Origin of the sequence: Paenibacillus hemerocallicola (assembly GCF_006265175.1) — a bacterium.
Lineage (GTDB): Bacteria > Bacillota > Bacilli > Paenibacillales > NBRC-103111 > Paenibacillus_AB > Paenibacillus_AB hemerocallicola.
This window is the reverse complement of record NZ_VDCQ01000060.1, coordinates 1-18,087: the sequence shown is the minus strand read 5'-3', so window position 1 is coordinate 18,087 and position 18,087 is coordinate 1. Positions and strand designations below refer to the sequence as shown.

Genomic DNA, 18,087 nt, shown 5'->3' with positions numbered 1-18,087 from the left:
TTGGTTAAAGAAGCTCATCGCGTCAGCACTGAGGAGTTGCTCGGGCTGCAAAGAATACAGGGGCAGTAGGCCGAATTATTTCCCGGAAAATGATTCTTATTTCGTGAAGATAAGCTTTCAATATAGAAAAATAGGAAATAAGGCGGAGTCATAATTTGATGAAATAAATGACTTTTTTAGGACATGTCAAAGGATTGGGAGGAATGTTGTCGAATAATGGAAAATGAAGCCGGGATTTTGTACAATTCGATGTCAAGGAGAGAGGTCAATTGAAAAAAACGATTGCCGCAATTTTCATTTTCGTCGTACTGCTGGTCGCTGCACCCCTCGCGTATGCTCAGGAGCCGGTAATTAAAGTGTACATCGATGAGCGCCAAGTCCAATTTGCGGAACAGCCCGTCAATGTCGAAGGCGTTACGATGGTGCCGTTTCGCCCGATATTCGAGACATTCGGCATACAAGTTTCTTGGGACGAAGAGAAGCGAGCAGTTACAGGCACTAAACAAAAATGGTCGATTTCCCTGACGATTGATCAAGAGCAAGCGATCGTAAACGGCGAGACGATCATGATGCCCGAGGCGGCCCGAATGATTAACGGACATACGTTCATTCCGCTGCGTTTTGTAGGTGAAGCTACAGGTCGGACAGTCGGATGGGATGACACATCGAAGACGGTCAAGATCGTCTCGACTCTCAGATCCGATCTGATCGATATTCTGTACTCGAACGATTTGAAGTACGAAGGAGACATGAAGGGCGATAATAAAGAAGGTAAAGGAAAGTACTATTACCGGAATACACTGTGGTACGAAGGCGATTTTAAGGCGAACAGGATGGAGGGAATCGGAAAGCAATACGATCCGCAAAATCCGAAATCTTACTATGAGGGTCATTATTTGGATAATTTATCCAATGGGAAAGGGAAGCTCGTTTTCGATGACGGCTCGTATTATGAGGGCGATTTTAAGGAAGGAAGCAGGGAAGGAATCGGCAAGCTTTACGACAAAACAGGCAAGCTGAAATACGAAGGCGGATATGCGCACGATTCGCGGGAAGGGAAAGGGAAATATTACAATACCGACGAAACGCTGTTTTATGAAGGGGATTTTAAAGCAGGCGTACAGCATGGCGTCGGCAAGTTATACAACAAAGGCAAAATGATTTACGAGGGCGATTTTTACGAAGGCAAGCAAACCGGGAAAGGTAAAATATATCGCTCGGACAATACCGGGATATTGTGGTACGAAGGAGAACTACGGGACGCGAATCGTCACGGACAAGGGAAAATGTATGACAACACAGGGCGTCTGGCATACGAAGGACAGTTCAAATCCAACAATCAGACGGGTAAGGGAAACGTTTATTACAGCAACGGCCAAACGTACGAAGGAGAAGTATACGGCGGGAAACCGGAGGGAATCGGAACGTTGTCGGACGTTTCCGGAAAGGTCGTATCGGCCGGGTACTTCGAGAATGGAGCCTACAAGTCGCCCAGACCGGATGAACAAGCCGAACATTATAAAGTGATGACCCTGAAGAAGCAATTTACCCAACAAGTGATAGACGGCCTGATGCCGAATTCGTATGGATTGGATTCGTCCGAGGCGATTATGGTTATGGAACTGCCTACGAAGGAGGCGTTGCTTCAGTTCCAGCAATTGTCCGACAGTGCCAAGAAGCAAGTAATCAACAGCTATGCTCAGGATAACTGGGGGAATGTTCTGGGCGTCAAGCATTGCTACGCGAAAGTTAAGTATCAAGGACTCGTATACGCCGAAGCGGACATCAGCTACAAAATGGTCGACGAATCGGTTAAGCTTGACGTCTATACGGAAGGCAAATAAGCCGCCCCTCCCGTACGGACGGTCGACGGAAGTTATGCAACGCCACACCGAGCGCCGGGAGCTGCGTGCGGTACGAAAAAGCGCCAACGCTTCATTGCGATTGATTATCGGAGCATCAGTGCGCAAGTGAAGTTAGCGTGTCAACCTACCAAAGCATGAAGCAAAACTACCAAAGCATGAAGCAAAACTACCAAAGCATGAAGAAAAACGACCAAAGCATGAAGAAAACTTACCAAAGCATGAAGAAAAACTACCCATAGCATAATTCGCGAGAGGGGTGCATATAACGCATGATCGGTGAACGCAAGCTGCCTAGCCGATACCAGCGAGGCCGCGAATCCATCCATTAGCGGAACTGGAGTATGCTATTGACCCGAGTCCCGATGTCGATCGCAAGATAACGGAAAAATATTCCGTTATCCCGCTGTTTTCGACCATTTTTACTCCGAAAAACCCAATTAACGGAAGCCGGTTCCTTTATTTTCAAGGGTGTCATGGAATTCGGGACAATAACGGAATCCAGTTCCTTAATTTACGGCAATAGGTGGCACATGCCTCGGCAAGAGGCCCCGCGTTGGATGCCGCTTATGCGATCGGGAACAGGAGCTGTTCCTAAGCGTTCTTGAGACAAGAGCATCCTGGATATGCATGCGCAAAAAAGACCTCAACCTCCACCGTAAGGTGGGGGAGGAGGTCTTCCCTTTTGCGAAACCCGACTATAGCGGCACTACGGCTTGATCCGTTCGATCGCGATGATCTCAAGCTCGTGCGCCGCTTTCTCGCCGGCGAAAAAAGTGAGCGAATACAGATTATCGTCCCGGTAATACCGGTTGATCCTCAAACCTCCGGGGAACGGAGCTTGAAGCTCCAGTACGGTAAAGCCCTCGGCATTCGTCTTCTCCGTGTCCTTGAACGTTTCGATGGCGGGCTGCAGTACGGAAAGCGGCTTGCTGCCCCAAATGGTGAGCTCGGTCACGACCGCTTCCTTCGGATTCGACTTGGACGGTTCCACCAAAAACGAATATTGAAGGTCCGAGTAGATCATCTGGAACTTCATGCCTGAGGCTGCCGAAACGGAGGAAGCTGTATCGGAAACCGTGCCTGAAGCTGTAGCGGAAGCGCCGGAACCGGTTCCGGCTGCCGCACCGTTGCTCGGTCCGCCTGCATTCGTGGCGCCCCCTGCACCCGCACCCGCTCCCGTTGCAGTCGACGACTCCGTCGTGTCCGTGATTTCCGCGCCGAGCGGCTGGGGTTGATCCAGCAGCGTGATCTCGGCGGGCTTGCCAAGCAAGTCCTCGAGCTTTTTGCTCGGAAGGCCGATAAACTTTTGCAAACCGATCCGGCCCTTCTCGAAAAACGATTTCAGCACAATCCCGCCGTCTTTGTCGTAAAGGGTACCTATGCCGTCATATAGGCCTCCTGCAAAATCGCCCTTATATACGAGCTTCCCCGTCTCGTCGAATGCTTCGCCCAGGCCTGTCATGACGCCGTTCTGGAACGAGCCCTTGAAGCGAAGCATGCCTTTGTCGTCATTTAATTCCCCGACACCACCGCCGTAGCCGCCTGCAACGAATGCGCCTTTGTATTTCACGAAGCCGTTCGGATAATATTCCGTCCCGTCGCCGGCGTAGCGGCCGGCCTTGAACGCCCCTTCATATTGAAGCTTTCCCTGATCGTCGTACTTTTTGCCCGCACCGTTATATTCATTGGCGGCGAAGTCGCCTTCATAGACGATTTGACCGTTTTGGCCGAACAGCTTGCCCGCGCCATGGTACATGCCTTCGAGAAAAGCGCCTTCATAGATGAGCGCTCCATTGTCGTTGTACAGCTTGCCCGGTCCGCCGAATTTGCCGTTCTGGAATTGTCCGGTGAACCGGATTTTACGGTCCTTCTGGAACAGCGTCCCTTCGCCGTTATACTGATCAGCGGTGAATTGGCCTTTGTACACAAGCTTGCCGCTGTCGTCGTACAAGGAGCCGGCACCTGCTTTCATCCCTTTGTCGAATTCGCCCTCGTATACGAGCGTGCCGGTTTCGTTGTACAGCTTGCCCGTGCCCATGTAGAGGCCGTCGGCCAATCCTCCGACATAGCGGGACTGTTTTTTGTCGGTGCTTACGATTTTGGCATCGCCCGAGAAAGAGACCGCCTTCGGCGTGTTTTCCACCACGACGGGAACCCGGTTGATCCATTTGTTGACGAAGGCGGGAGGCTTTATGAATATGAAATAGACGAGGAGGAGGATGACCAGGGCTACGACGAGAAGCAACCTTTTCGATACGTAATAAGCGCCGATCGATACGTAGTTTTTCAGCGTGGTTTCCTTCGTGTTCACGAAGCTGTTCACAAGCGCCTGGAATTTCTTGATCAGGATGCCCGGGAGCTTGGTGGCTTCCCGCAAAGGCTTTAGAACTTTGAACACCATCGGATTGAAAATCGGCCTGAATACCGATTCCAGCGTCTTCACGGGGTTGAACGACAAGCTTGTCACGTCCTCGCCAAAAAAATAATAAATAAGGCTTCTGATCGAAATGTTTCGATGAAAGTGCGTCCGTGTCCGGACAGTTGTCTTTCTTGGTTCGGAATGTCTGTTGTTCGCATTATCAAAGCATCGCTTCGCAGCTGTATCGCTTTAGCGAACGCAATCATGCCGGAATGAAAAAAACGAACCGGTATAAACTGTCGTATTAGGGCCAACGGTTCATAAGTATGTATAAAGACGATCAATGATGCGCAGGTGTCAGGGGACTTGGATCGTCATTTGTCCGGGCTGAACGACCTGGATGACGCCGCCCCAGTTGCACATGCATTTCGACGTATTGTTCAGTGCAGGCATGTTGGCGACGAGCACCGTCGGGGAGCCGGGTGCCCAAGGGGCAGCCGTTACGGGCACGCAAGGCATCGGGGTCAAGGCTCCGAAAGCGGCGGCGGTAGCGGCCGCTACCGTAGGGTTGGCCATCGATTGACACATGCCGAAGGGCAATATGTTGACCATGGGCTTGTTATCCATAATGTTGGCTATCGGCATCGACGTCATGACCCGATTGGCCGGCAGCACCATCAGCGAGCTTGGCGCGGCTCCGAAGCTGCATTGAAGCATGGCTCCGCCGCAAACGACATTTCCCATTTCGACATTCTTCCAATCTTGTTTATCAATTTATACTCGATAAATGGTATAATTAGTTTCATAGTACTAGAAAAAATGGCAGTCAGCAATATGTCCTAAGGTAGAAGATGCCGATAGGACGGCGTTAAAACAAGAATACATAGCGAATGATTTAGGTTTGGGAGTTGCGGACGCAAGAGGAGGAGCCTTTCTTGAATGTTTCTGCAAGCCGAATGAAGCTAGGGCTGGCCGTGCTGTTGGCGGTAATATCGCCGATGGCGGCCGTCTCGTCCGCATGGGGCGCCAATCTGAAGTCGCTTACGATGCGGGAAGCGGTGGACATGTCGCTCGGACGCAATCCGGACCTGCGTGAGGCGCGCACGAACGTAAGACAGAAGCAGGTGGAGCTGGAGCAAGCCCATTATGCCAAAAAAAGCGAGGACGAAAAAGCGTCCGGGCTGTTTGCGAAGCCGAAAAATTTAAGCCAGCAGCTGCAAGTATCGATGAAAGTGCCTGAAGCGCAAATGCAGCTCACTTTAGCCGCGGAGAAGCTCCGGCAAAAGTCGGTAGAGGTCAGAGCCGATGCGGAGAAAAATTACTTGCAGGCATACCAGACGATGCAAGCGGAACAAGCGGCCCGCGCGAAGCGGGACGACGCGCAGAAGGAGCTTGACTCGGTCAAGCAAAAGCTCATATACGGGCTGGCGAAGCAGCCGGACAGGGAAGCCGCCGAGCAGGCGCTGGAGCAAGCCGCTTCCGCATACAAGCAGGCGCAGTTAACCGCCAAAAGTACGCGCATCGCCTTCGGAGAACAGCTCGGTGCCGGCACGGAGCAGCCGTTCTCCATGACGTTCGACCCCGTATATGCGGATTTGTCGCAGGGGGCGCTTCCCGGATACATAGCCGACGCCTTGAAGACGAATTTGTCCCTGATCCAGGATATGCAGACGCGGCGGCTGGCTGACGAGAAATTGAACGTTACGCGCAATCTGTACAGCTCCAAGTTCGGTGCGGGACGGATGAAAGTGTTCGACAGGATGTACAATGGCGGGCCGATCGACCTGGATTTGTTCACGGCGAACTATGAAGCGCTGCTGGAGCAGGTGCGCCAAGATTGGGAAGGGTACTACTGGATCATATTCCCGATACCGAAAAATCTGTTCCAGGGCGAATTCGGCGGTCTTCGTTATTTGGACGATTTGCGCAACGGATTGCCGATCGCGACGATGGAGCAAAGCAAAGCGGCGATCAAGGAGAAGGAAACGAGAAGCGCGGTCATCGCGGCGGTCAGACAATCTTATCTGGATGCCAAAGGGGCGGAGGAAGGGTACGCTCAGGCGCTGCGCACGCGCGACGCCGCTTTTGATGCGATCGGCAAAGTCGAGAGCAAGCGGAAGCTAGGTCTGTCGCCCCCCGAAGAGCTGGCTGCGGCCAGAGAAGCATACGAGCAGACGGGCGCGCTGGTGCTGTCCGCGCAGATCGCCTACATGAACGCGATCGGCAAGCTGAACGCGGACACCGGGGGAGCGTTGGAGCGGACATACAGACGGGGAGTGCTCCCGTACAAGGAAATAGACGACGGGCTAGGTCCGGTAAAGCCCGCGCAGGAAAAACCCGCCTCCGGCAAATGGACGCTGAAGCCGGCGGTCGGCGAGCTGCTCAGCCATTTTAGCCCGACCCCCGACAAAAAGCTGAAGGCGACGGAATATGCGTTGTTCGATGCGAAAGGAAAACGGATCGGGAAGAAAACGAAGATCGGCAAGCCCGTCCGGGCGTTAACTTTATTTTTCGCCAAGCCGGATCAACTGAAGATCGTGTTGTACCGGGGAAAAGACAAAATCGGCGAAGCGCCGCTCGAAGGAAGCGCGACAATGGGGGCGTTTACATTCCCTTCGCCAGAGCCGGCCCCTTCCGCTACGGATTCAGCCCCGGAGAATATCCCGTCTGCCGCCATCATTATCGGCACGATGAAGGTGAAGCTTGAAGCGTTGAGGCCGGAAATATTCAACGCTGCGTCCGCGACTATGAAGGCGTCGGGGCAGGGAATGGTTTTCAGCCCGGACGGCGCGGCTTGGTTCGCACTGGACCGTATCACGGACGCGGACGCTTTGGACGATCCTCAAGGAAGCGCGGCGTTATCGCCGGAGGATATATTGTCGCTCAAAGTGACGATGGAGGTTCCAGGAGAGGGCGAGTTGAAATCGCTGCTTACCCCGGCTGAGCTGGATAAGGAAATCTCCATTCTCGCAGCAGACGTGAAGCGACTGGAGGAAGACAAGCAGAAAGCTCTCGATAGCGGGAAGACGGATCAAATCGCCGATCTGACGACGCAAGCCGAGGACGCGAAAGCGCAGCTTGCCGTCCTGGAGGCGCTGAAGAAGGGCGACACGAAAACGGCGCTGCAGAAAATGTCGCTGGTCAACAATCCCGAAGCCATTATGGCGGAGCTTGCGGAAGAGCAGGCGGAAAGCGGGACCGGCAGCGGCTCTGGTACCGGAACCGAAACTGGCTCCGGTACTGGCACAGGAACGGGAACTGGAACCGGCACAGGAACCGGATCTGGAACGGGAACTGGGACTGGGACCGGAACCGGAACCGGAACCGGAACCGGCTCCGGTACTGGCACAGGAACGGGAACGGGAACCGGATCTGGTACCGGGACCGGAACTGAAACTGGAACTGGAACTGGAACTGGAACCGAAACTGGAACTGGAACTGGAACTGGAACCGGATCTGGAACTGGAACTGGAACTGGAACCGGATCTGGAACCGGATCTGGAACCGGAACTGGAACCGGAACTGGAACTGGAACTGGAACTGGAACTGGAACCGGAACTGGAACCGGAACTGGAACCGGCACAGGAACAGGTGCAGCGGGAAGCGAAAATCTGGACTCGTTAAGCGCCGACGAGCTGGAAGCGTTGGGCGAGAGCCAGCAAGCCGCCGTACAGTCCGCTGTTGAGGCTGGAGATGCCGCGGCTGCGCTTAAAGCGATAGAAGCGCTCATGCAGACGAATGCGAAGGCGGCCGACGTCGCAAACGGCATAACGGAAGGTCTGGCCGTTCTCGCCCAAGCCGAAGCGGCGATGAACGCGGACAAGAAAAAAGCGGAGGCAGCCGGAGATCAAGAAAAAGCTGCAGCTATCGCCCGCACGCTTGATGCGGTGAAGGCAGCAGCACTGCAAATGGAAAAGGAGCTGCTCTTCGCCGAAATGGAGTCGATCGTCGTTTTGATCGACGCGCTTGCGACAGAGCCCGCTCCGGAGCCGGGAAGCGCTGCAGCCGCTGTGCTGGCGCAATTGACGGAGCAGCTCGAGACCAAGCAAACGGATTTGCTCGAACAAATCGTGGAGAAGCAAAAAGCGGCTTACTCGGAAGAACAATTGCAGACGCTCGCACAGCTCGCCGAGCAAATACAAGCTGAAACAAGCGGTCAGGTCGAGACGCTGCCGGCGCAAAATCTGATCTCTCCGACGATAGCGATCAAGCTGGACGTCCCGCCCGTCATTCGCGACGGCAATGCTTTCATTCCGCTTCGCGCGGTTTCCGAGTCGTTCGGCGCCGCGGTGGATTGGGATGAAGATACGATGACGGCAACCGTGAGTACGGAATACGGGACGATCGAGTGCACGATCGGAAATCCGGTCGCCTATTTGAACGGCGAGCCGGTCATGCTGGAGAAGCCGCCCGAGCTGATCGCGGAACGCACCTTTGTGCCGCTCCGGTTTTTGGCCGAGTCGATCGGACTCGAGGTCGTCTGGAACGATAGTACGAAGACGATCGAGCTGTATTAGGTAAAGATTCATTCTCCCGGGATCGGCTCCATAAGCGGTTCCGGGGGATCCAGTTTACAAACGAGAGGATTCCATCCCATGAAGAAGTCCGTAGCGGCCTTGCTGCTCGTGCTGCTGCTCGCCGCCGTAGCCGGGACATTCGTGTTCCAAGAAAGGCGCTTGCTTGCGCAAAACCCGCTGAATCGCGAACTTCCATTTGTCAGTCTGTCGAAAGCGATCGCCGACAAAAACGACAACCTTTATTTGATCGATAACGCCAAGAAGACGATTCTTAAGCTGAACGGAACCGGGACGCTTCTGTACTCGATCCATAGCGAGATCGGAAAAAACGGGGAACAATTCCGGTTCAACGACATGGCCGTCGATAACGAAAACCGTCTCTATACGGTACGGACGCTGCTCGATCCTTACGGACTGACAGTCAAATCGGAGCAGATTGCCCGCTACAATCCGGACGGGACGTTCGACCGAATCATTTTTGCCCAGGATTACAACGATTCCAAAAACAGGTGGTACCGGATCGGGAGCTTGAAGAGCCCGCAGCTGAAAGAAGGAAGCTTGCATTTCTTCAACGACGAGATGACGAAAGTTACCGAGTACCGCCTAGGACCGGGAGAGACGGAGCCCAAGCCCATTTTCAGCTTCGAGCTTCCCCCCAACAAATTTTTGGCGGAGATTGACGGCTATGTCCCCGGACAAATTTATTACTCTACGCGAAGCGGAGAAATATACAGCGTTGCCATGAACGGAGTATCGTCCATGACGTATCCTCTTCCCGGGCTGGACCGGACGCGCCGTAACTTTCCGGAGAGCTTGAGATTGGATGCTGGCGGCAGCCTCGTGTTCATCGACTATAATTCGAAGGCGGTCAGCCGGGTCGATCCGAAGCAGCCATATATCGTCGAGGAATTGGTCCATGCGGGCAATGCGAAGGCGAGCGGCATTACGATTCCTTACGAGAAAACCGATATCAGCCTAAGTCCCGACGGCGATATCATTATCGTGGACGATACGCAGCTGAACCGTCGGTTGATGGACGGAACATTCGCTCCGACATTGGAAAATGCGAACTATTCGAACCGTTATATTGCCTGGAGATGGTTCGTATGGGGGGCGGCGGCTTCGGGCGCTCTGCTGCTGCTGCTTGCCGGCCGATTATTATACGTCAATGTGCTGAAACGCCGAACGTCGCTAGTATTCAAGCAGATTGTCGTATTTGTTCCGGCGGTTGCCGCAGCGATGATTTTGCTGTCCACGGTCGTGTACAACAATTTTGTCGCCAAAATGGAGCAGGAGACGTTCCGCGAGCTGTCGCTGCTGGCCGCCAACGGGCAAAATCTGATTGACGGCGACAAGCTGGAAGCAATCGCCTCCCCGTCGGAATACAGGGGAGAGACGTTCAACGAGTTCCGCAAGAAGATCAATGCGGTATTCGACAACAGCGCCAACTCCGAAAACCGCGGCTTCTACAAAGCGGTCTACAAAGTGGAAAACGGGCTTATTTATCGCATATTGGAAGATGACGACGAGATGCATATGTTCAATCCTTTCCCGCTTACCGAGGAGAACAAGCAAGTGGTCCGCGAAGGAAAAGTGGTGAACGGAGGCTGGACCGACGACACGGGGAGCTGGAATTACGCGATCGCGCCGATCATGAACTCCTCCGGCAAAATCGTCGGCATTTTCGAGACGAGCAAAAACATGGAATCCTTGCTGGCGCATAGACGCGGGGTCATGCAATCGATCGTATACAATATCGCAATCATATCCGGCGGGCTGCTGATCGTGCTTCTGCTCATGACATTCATCCAGCTTTCCTCGCTCCGCAAGCTTCGCAAAAGCGTAGGAGATATTGCCAAAGGCAACTGGGAAACGGTCGTCAAGATCCGCTCCCGGGATGAAATCGCCGATCTTGGTGAAAGCGTCAATACGATGGCCGCCCGGATTCGGGAATATATTATGAAGGTCGAGGCATTCAGTCATGCCTATTACCGGTTCGTACCGCAGCAATTTTTGCGCTTCCTGAACAAGGACACGATATTGGACGTCGAGCTGGGCGATCAGGTCGAGCAGAACATGAGCACGATGATATGCAATATACGCGGCTTCTACGCGATGTCCAAGCGGCTGACGCCGGAGGAGAACTTCAACTTCGTCAACTCGTTCCTGAAACGGTTCGGACCCTATGTGCGCAATCATAGCGGCATGATCAACAAATATTCGGGCGCAGGCTTCATGGCGTTGTTCCCCGGCTCCGCCGACGACGCGTTGATCGCTTCCGTGGAGATGAGAAAGGAACTGGAGCTGTACAATTCGCATCGCGACAATTCCGGCTACCGTTCCGTCGATATCGGCATCGGACTTCACAAGGGCCCGTTAAGGCTCGGCATTATCGGCGAAGAGCAGCGTCTCGAAAGCAATGTGATATCCGACAACGTGAACGTCTCCAATATATTGGAAAGGCTGACGGAACCGTTGGGCGCTTCCATTCTCATTACGGACAGCGTCGTGAAGGCGATCGGGGACCCGGGCAAGTTTCAATTCCGCAATCTGGGCTTGATTCAGGTCGGCGGCATGAAGGAGCCGCTCCATTTGTATGACGTGTATCAAGGCGATCCCGATACGGTCCGGGCGCTGAAGGAGCGGACGAAAGCGCGTTTCGAGGAAGCTGTCACGTATTACCAGGTCGGTCGTTTCTACGACGCCCGCGAAGCGTTCTTGATGGTCATCAAGCAGAATCGCCAAGATAAGGCGGCGCAGCTTTACTTCTATTTATGCGACGAATATTTCCAGAACGGCACGACCGAAGATTGGAACGGAACCTTGTCCGTATCTTGATCTCAGGGGAACAAGCATCGAGGGGCTGTGTCGCATTTGGGAGACGATACGACAGGGGGAAGTTGGATGAACGCCGAATGGAAAGCGGAGTCGATAAGCGAAATCCGGGTGAAGCTGATGAGAAGCGTCGAAGAAGCCGGGCGGATCAGCGCGTTTTTCTTATCCGAATGGTCGTTCGACGACCAGAGACATACGCCGGGCGAGCTGGAGCATTTTACGAACGGCCCGTTCGACAGCTTGAAGCAGCAGCATCATATGTATTGGTATATCGAGGACGACTCGGGGGCCATTGTCGCGGTGACGAGCTGCAAGGAGAACGAGCATCGCACCAACGGTTATTTATGGGATTACTTGGTCGTTCACAGAAACTACCGCCGGCTCGGCTTGGCTGCCGTTTTATTCGACTCGCTGGAGGGCTACATCCGCTCGATCGGCGGAAGATATATATTGACCTACACATGCGATTTGCCGGAATATATACCGATTCAACGGATGTTCAAGGCTCGAGGCTTCGAATTGATCGGCCGATATCCGCACTATTACTACGACGGCGAGGACCGGATCGCTTTTTACAAAAAGCTCGATTGCGAAGCAAAGCCCGAAATCGCCCTCGTTGAGAACGCGAATTCAGGCATAGACCAAACGGATAGGACTTGATTGCATGCAGGCTGCTTTAACTCGGTGGTTCGGACTGCGCGGGGAGGATACCCGCAAGCTGTGGACGATGCTGCCGATCTTTTATTGCGGAGGAATCGCCGAATCGCTCAATTACACCGCATTCATGGCCTTTTTTAATCAAAGGTTCGGCGTCCAGTTTTTGCCTTACGTTTATATCGCGGAAGCCGCGATCATTCCGCTGGAAGGCTGGCTGCTCTCGAGGCTGGCCGGACGGACGGCAAAAGACCGGTTTATGCGGGTTTTGTATTTGATCATGCTGTCCATTCTGGTGTTGAACGCGGTCGTGCTTCTAATCTTTATGGCAGGCGGTTTTTCATTCCGGTACTACTATCCGTTTCTGTTCATTTCATCCAATTTCGTCGTCAGGCAGCTGACACTGCTGCTGTGGAGCACGGCGTTCGACTTGTGCCCGACCCAGCAGGCGAAGCGGCTCATGCCGATTTTCATCGGCTCGACGACGACCGGCGGAATTACGGCCGGCATTTTGGCCTATTTCGTAGGCAAATGGTTCGGTACGGAAGCGGTATACGCGCTTGCTCCGGTTCTTCTGCTGATCGGTTACCGGTTTTTCCGTAAATCGCTGTCCCGCTACTTGACGCCGCTCATGATCAAGGATGCGGCCCGCAGGCAGGAGATGCCCGCTGTTCATGAAGAGGAACGGCGCGGCGGCTACTTTTTGAAAAAAATGATGCGAAGTCCGTTCATACTAACCGCTATCGGGTTAATGACGCTGATGCCTACCTTGTATTTCATGATGGAGTACCAGTACTTTAACGCGGCGGAGGCCAGATTTGCCTCGGAGGGAGAATTGACCGCCTATTACGGACTTATAACGGCGCTCCAGTTCACATTCTGTCTCGTCCTGCAGACGGTATCGGGCAAGCTGATGAACAAGCTGGGCGCGAGCAATGTGCTGCTGGCCGTATCGGTCCTCTTTCTGGGCGGCTTCGGACTCGTCTCGCTATTCATGAACGGCCCGCTCGGGCTCGGGGTTGTCTCCGGCTCCTATGCCGTGCTTTACATTTTGCTGTATTATATCGCCGAGCCTTGCTACCAGCTGTTTTTCAAAATGATGCCGATTTCGGAGCGGGACGGCTTCCGGTATTTCGCCCAAGGGCTGGCGGCTTCCGGGGGCATCTTGCTCGGATCGTTCCTATCGATGACGCATTCCATGAAATGGCTCGGACTCGCTCCGCTCGCTTGGATCGGAATCGCATTAAGCGCAGTTCTTATGATCGTGGCTTGGTACGGAAGGCATCTGTACATCAAAGAGCTGGTAGGAAGCGTCCAATCGCTGTTCTCCGACTTGTCCGATAACGCCGTATCGTTCCTCGGGGCGATGCGCAACTCCAAAGCGCTGTCAGCCGTTCTCGTCTATTTGAAGCATCCGAACGATTATGTGCGGGAGCTGGCGCTCGAGCTGGTCGGCAAAGTGAAAGACTCTTCGTTCTTTCCGCATCTCGTCGGTTTGATCGGAGACGGCAGCGCCCGAATCCGGGTCGCATCGCTCAGGGCGATGAATCTGCAAGCCGCCACGGTGCAGGAGCTTGTACAAGTAGCGGCCTTCCTGGAGGACGAAGACGAGGAGGTCCGAGCGGAATGCGTCAAGCTGCTGGCCAAGGCGAAGCATATGAAGAGCCAGGTGCACTTCTTTCTGCGAGTCAAATTGCTCGATTCGCGTCCTCAAGTCGTCTATGAAGGAATCAAGGCCCTGTACGCGCTGGAAAGCGAGGAGAGCTATCCCGCTTGCGAGGAAGCGTTGGTTACGATGCTCGATAAAGGCGGGGAATGGGCGATATGCGGCTGTCATACCGTCGCGGATCTGAAATTGGCGTCTTATGCGCCTTGGCTTATGACGCTGCTGGAAGACCCGAAGCCGGCCGTCAAAGTCGCCGCTTCCTACGGACTGGGCAAGCTCGGATTTTCCGACGCGGCCCCGGTCATGCTGGACATGGTCCCTGCGGCCGATAAAGAGGTGCGCAAAGCGATCCTTGACGCGCTTGTCGATATCGGCGAGCCGTGCGTTCCGCTATTGAAGAAAAACGCGGTGAACGGAAACCCGTTTATATGGAATATGACCGTATCCGCACTGGCGCGAATTATGGATGAATCGGCAATCCGCAACGAGCTGGTCGACCTGTGCATTCAAAGGATTTCCGTCTCCAGCCGGGAAGGCGCCCTGCCGGAAGCGCTGAAGCGGCTCGATAAGCACGAGCTGGCGGAACTCGCGGCACAGCGGTGCGTTGAAATCCATCAGTCCTTGATTGACGGAGTATGGTCGGTCCTTGCCCAGCTGTCCGACGAGCGCGTCGTGGCGTCGCTTATGGAAACGGTGCGGGACGACAACGACGAAGTACGGGAAAACGGCATGGAGGTGCTGGCGGAAGGAATCGGCGATCGCAAGCTGTCCGCAGCGCTGCTGGAGCTATACAAACAGTCGGAGTCGCAAGGTGGCTCCGGTCATCCGAAGGCGATCGTCGAGGATGCGCGGAGCTGGCCGGACGAATGGCTGAATCGAATTGCCGTCTTTGCGCTACAGGAGGGACCGAATATGAAGGAAGAGCGGAAAATATTGTCCATGCTGGACAAAGTCATTTTTCTGAAGCAGGTTGCGCTGTTCTCCAATTTGTCGGTGGACGAGTTGGGACATCTGGCCGGTATTTCGCAGGAGGAGCTGCATCCGGAAGGGGCCGTGCTGCTTCGCCGGGGAGAACCGTCCCCGAGCTTGTACATTATGATCGAAGGCAATGTCGAGCTGAGCAACGAAACGGCGGACGGTGGCGGCGGTACGATCGGAGTGCTCGGTGCGAAGCAGTCGTTCGGCGAAACGTCGGCGCTCGACGGTGCACCGTCGTCGGTTACGGCTCAAGTCATTTTCGACGAGGCCCACGTGCTTGAGCTGCATGGCGAACAACTGTCCCGCCTCATCAGGCTGTATCCGGAAATCGGAATCGGGCTGCTGCATGCGACGAGCGCCCGCGTCCGTCTACTGGAAAATATGCTGCTGAAGATGGCATGACGAACGTGTACGGGAAAACGGGCGGAGGGGGAGTCCGGGTGACGATCAAAAGCGTAACGCTGACGAACGAGCTTCGGGAGCTGGAAAGGCTGCGTCTGTTTCTGAAGGACTCGGCCGAATCGTTTCAATTCGACGAACGTACGCAATACAGATTGAATCTCATTTGCGATGAGCTGGTGACGAATATTATTTCATACGGCTTCGGCGACCGCGCGGACACGGACATACGTCCCCGCATCGAAATCGTACTGACCGACAGCACGGATCGAATGGTCATCCGCATAACGGACGACGGCGTTCCGTTCAACCCGTTAAATCGCCCCGAGCCGAACGTGAGCGCGGGGATCGAGGAGCGGGGCATCGGAGGACTCGGCATCCATTTCGTCAAAACGTTGACGGACGAAGCGATATATGAGCGAGATGGAGAACGGAACGTATTGCGGTTAACGATAAACCGGCTACAGCTGCCGGAGGAGGAACAAACGGGATGAAGATCGAACATAAAATACAGGACGGCGTAACGGTAGTAGCGATCGGCGGGAGATTGGACGGGAATACGTCCGGGAATTTGGAGACCGGGTTTTTACGGCTTGTCGAGGAAGGAGCGACCCGGTTCGTGTTCGATTTGTCCGCGCTGGAATACGTAAGCAGCGCAGGGCTGCGCAGCTTGCTGCTTGCGGCCAAAAAGGTGAAGTCGATCCAAGGGAAGCTTGCGCTGGCGCATATGAACGAGCATGTGAAGGAAGTGTTCGATATGTCCGGGTTCAGCACCATTTTTACGATTTGCGCAACCGAGACCGAAGCCGTTCAAGCCGTAGGCTGAACGTGGAACGGACCATAAGGAAAACGGGGAGGGGGGGTTCACGATGATGTCACTCCCTTTTGCGCTGCTGGCTGCCCTGGCGATAGCGGGGTGGGTATGGAGCGAACGTAGCCGCCGGGTTCTCGACAAAGAGCTTCGGCGGACGATGCAACTGTTCGATGTGAGCCTGGAGATGAATTCGACGATCCGGAAACAGGATCTGCTGCAGCGGATTATGGATACGAGCGCCCAAATTATGAATGCGGAAGCTTCCTCCGTTATTCTCGTCGATCCGGAGACGGGCGATCTGTTTTTCGAGCTCGCTACTGGTGAAAAAGGGGAGAAGCTTCGCGAAATCCGCTTGAAGATGGGGGAAGGCATCGCGGGATGGGTTGCGGAGAACGGGCAGCCTTTAAAAATCGACGATGCGTCGAAGGATCCGCGCTGGTCGTCGAAGGTGGCCAACCGGGTCGACTATGCGACGCGCAACCTGCTATGCGTGCCCATCTTCAGCAAAGGCTCGATCATCGGCGTGCTGCAGGTGTTGAATAAACGGAACGGAAAGCCCTTTACGGATCGGGACGTACGGCTACTCGAATCGATTGCGGCGCCGACTGCGGTGTCGCTGGAAAATGCGATGCTGGTCGACGCGCTGGAAAAATCGCTCGAGGCGTTGAAAAACACGGTGGCGGCCAAAGAGCGGATGGAGAGCGAGCTAAGAATCGCCCAGCGGATTCAGATGGGATTTTTGCCGATGGAGCTGTCGCACCGCAGGGCGGCATCCGCCATATGGCACGAGCCGGAGGAGAAGGATGCGACTGCGTCACAAGCGGGAGGCTCTCTCCGTCTCGATCGTGGAGAGTCCGGAGCAACGGCGGTTTTTCCCGTCGAGGTGCACGCCATGCTGAGGCCGGCCAGGGAGGTCGGCGGCGATTTTTACGACTACTTCATGCTCGGGGACAACGAATTGTTTTTTGCGCTTGGCGACGTTTCGGACAAAGGCATTCCGGCAGCCCTCTATATGGCGATGATTATGACGCTGATCAAAGGGCGCATGTCCCGGGGGATAACTCCCGGCGAGCTGCTGACGGAAGTGAACCGCGAGCTGTACAAGGACGATTCTACGATGTTCGCGACAATCATATGCGGCGTGCTGGACGTCGTTACCGGAAAGCTCGAATTCAGCGACGGGGGCCATTGTACCCCATACATTTTGAGGAGCGAAGGCGGGGTCGAGCCGCTCGTCGGCAAAAAAAACTTGCCGCTGGGCGTAATGGACGACACGTTCTATTCCAATCATGGGACGTTGCTCAAGTCCGGCGACCGCATCGTGCTATATACCGACGGAATAACCGAAGCGGAGGATCTGGCCAGGCGCCAATACGGCTCCGCGATGCTGCAGAGCATGCTGGATCGCGGGCGATCCGCAACGGGACCGGACATGCTGCGCCTTCTGATCGAGGATGTGGACCGGTTCGCCAACGGCGCGATGCAATCGGACGATATTGCAGTCATGACCGTCGAAAAAAAATAAAATTTATCCGAAAATAGTCCCGCGGCCAGATGGCGATTTGTGGTATATTTTGAATAGAAGGCAAGACGGGATTTGCGTTCCCGATTGATCCATGAAGGAGGTCGTTCCCATTGACTACCCGCCATACAAGCATCCATAGACGCCCGGACGGCGAGTTGACCAAAAAGGCTACACCAAGCACGAAACAGCCGCAAACCGCCGAAGCCCATCCGATGATGCAGCTGCAGCGATCGTTCGGGAACAAGGCGATAGGAAACATGCTGTCGGGTACCCAGCAACAGGCCGCATTGCCCGAAGGGGTACAAGCGAAGCTGACGGTCGGTCCCGCCGGGGACGCCTACGAGCAGGAAGCCGATCAAGTCGGCAAGCTGGTCGCCGACAGGATCACCTCTGCTCCGGATGGCGGACAATCGGTACAGCGCGAGGAGATCGAGGAAGAGTCGGAGGAGCTCCAGATGAAGCGCGCCCCCGAAGG

Annotated in this window: 11 protein-coding genes; 9 read left to right on the top strand and 2 right to left on the bottom strand. The window is 54.7% G+C overall.

All coding sequences use genetic code 11. The annotated features are described in order from the left end of the window. Positions 1-269 precede the first annotated feature (269 nt). Entirely contained in the window at positions 270-1,844 is a 1,575-nt protein-coding gene (locus FE784_RS30870) for a copper amine oxidase N-terminal domain-containing protein (RefSeq protein ID WP_139606119.1), read from the top strand. Between the two features lie 727 nt (positions 1,845-2,571). Here FE784_RS30870 and FE784_RS30865 read toward each other — a convergent pair. Both FE784_RS30865 and FE784_RS30860 read right to left on the bottom strand, forming a co-directional pair. Then, positions 2,572-4,323 carry an MORN repeat-containing protein gene (locus FE784_RS30865; protein ID WP_139606118.1) on the bottom strand — a complete coding sequence of 584 codons (1,752 nt, stop codon included), beginning with the start codon at positions 4,321-4,323 and terminating at the stop codon, positions 2,572-2,574. 258 nt (positions 4,324-4,581) lie between these two features. Next, positions 4,582-4,968, bottom strand: a complete 387-nt coding sequence (locus FE784_RS30860) for a DUF4280 domain-containing protein (RefSeq protein ID WP_139606117.1) — start codon at positions 4,966-4,968, stop codon at positions 4,582-4,584. A gap of 191 nt (positions 4,969-5,159) precedes the next feature. Between FE784_RS30860 and FE784_RS30855 the strand changes: the two genes are divergently transcribed. The 8 genes from FE784_RS30855 to FE784_RS30820 form a co-directional block, all read left to right on the top strand. Then, the gene (locus FE784_RS30855; protein WP_139606116.1) at positions 5,160-8,741 is read left to right on the top strand and encodes a stalk domain-containing protein; all 3,582 of its coding nucleotides are present in this window, start codon (positions 5,160-5,162) and stop codon (positions 8,739-8,741) included. A 78-nt stretch (positions 8,742-8,819) separates the two neighbouring features. Beyond that, complete coding sequence (locus FE784_RS30850) at positions 8,820-11,579, top strand: adenylate/guanylate cyclase domain-containing protein (protein ID WP_139606115.1); 2,760 nt, start codon at positions 8,820-8,822, stop codon at positions 11,577-11,579. A 66-nt stretch (positions 11,580-11,645) separates the two neighbouring features. Beyond that, a complete protein-coding gene (locus tag FE784_RS30845; RefSeq protein ID WP_139606114.1) occupies positions 11,646-12,236 on the top strand; it encodes a GNAT family N-acetyltransferase in 591 nt (196 codons plus the stop codon). A gap of 4 nt (positions 12,237-12,240) precedes the next feature. After that, positions 12,241-15,276, top strand: a complete 3,036-nt coding sequence (locus tag FE784_RS30840) for a HEAT repeat domain-containing protein (RefSeq protein WP_139606113.1) — start codon at positions 12,241-12,243, stop codon at positions 15,274-15,276. A 38-nt stretch (positions 15,277-15,314) separates the two neighbouring features. Beyond that, positions 15,315-15,767, top strand: a complete 453-nt coding sequence (locus FE784_RS30835) for an ATP-binding protein (RefSeq protein ID WP_176706648.1) — start codon at positions 15,315-15,317, stop codon at positions 15,765-15,767. After that, the gene (locus FE784_RS30830) at positions 15,764-16,099 is read left to right on the top strand and encodes an STAS domain-containing protein (RefSeq protein ID WP_139606111.1); all 336 of its coding nucleotides are present in this window, start codon (positions 15,764-15,766) and stop codon (positions 16,097-16,099) included. The genes FE784_RS30835 and FE784_RS30830 overlap by 4 nt, the downstream gene beginning before the upstream one ends. 43 nt (positions 16,100-16,142) lie before the next feature. Next, positions 16,143-17,612 (top strand): PP2C family protein-serine/threonine phosphatase, encoded by a 1,470-nt coding sequence (locus FE784_RS30825; protein WP_139606110.1) that lies wholly within the window; start codon positions 16,143-16,145, stop codon positions 17,610-17,612. Positions 17,613-17,722: 110 nt separating this feature from the next. After that, a partial coding sequence (locus FE784_RS30820) for a hypothetical protein (protein WP_218103838.1) occupies positions 17,723-18,087 on the top strand: 365 nt, incomplete at its 3' end.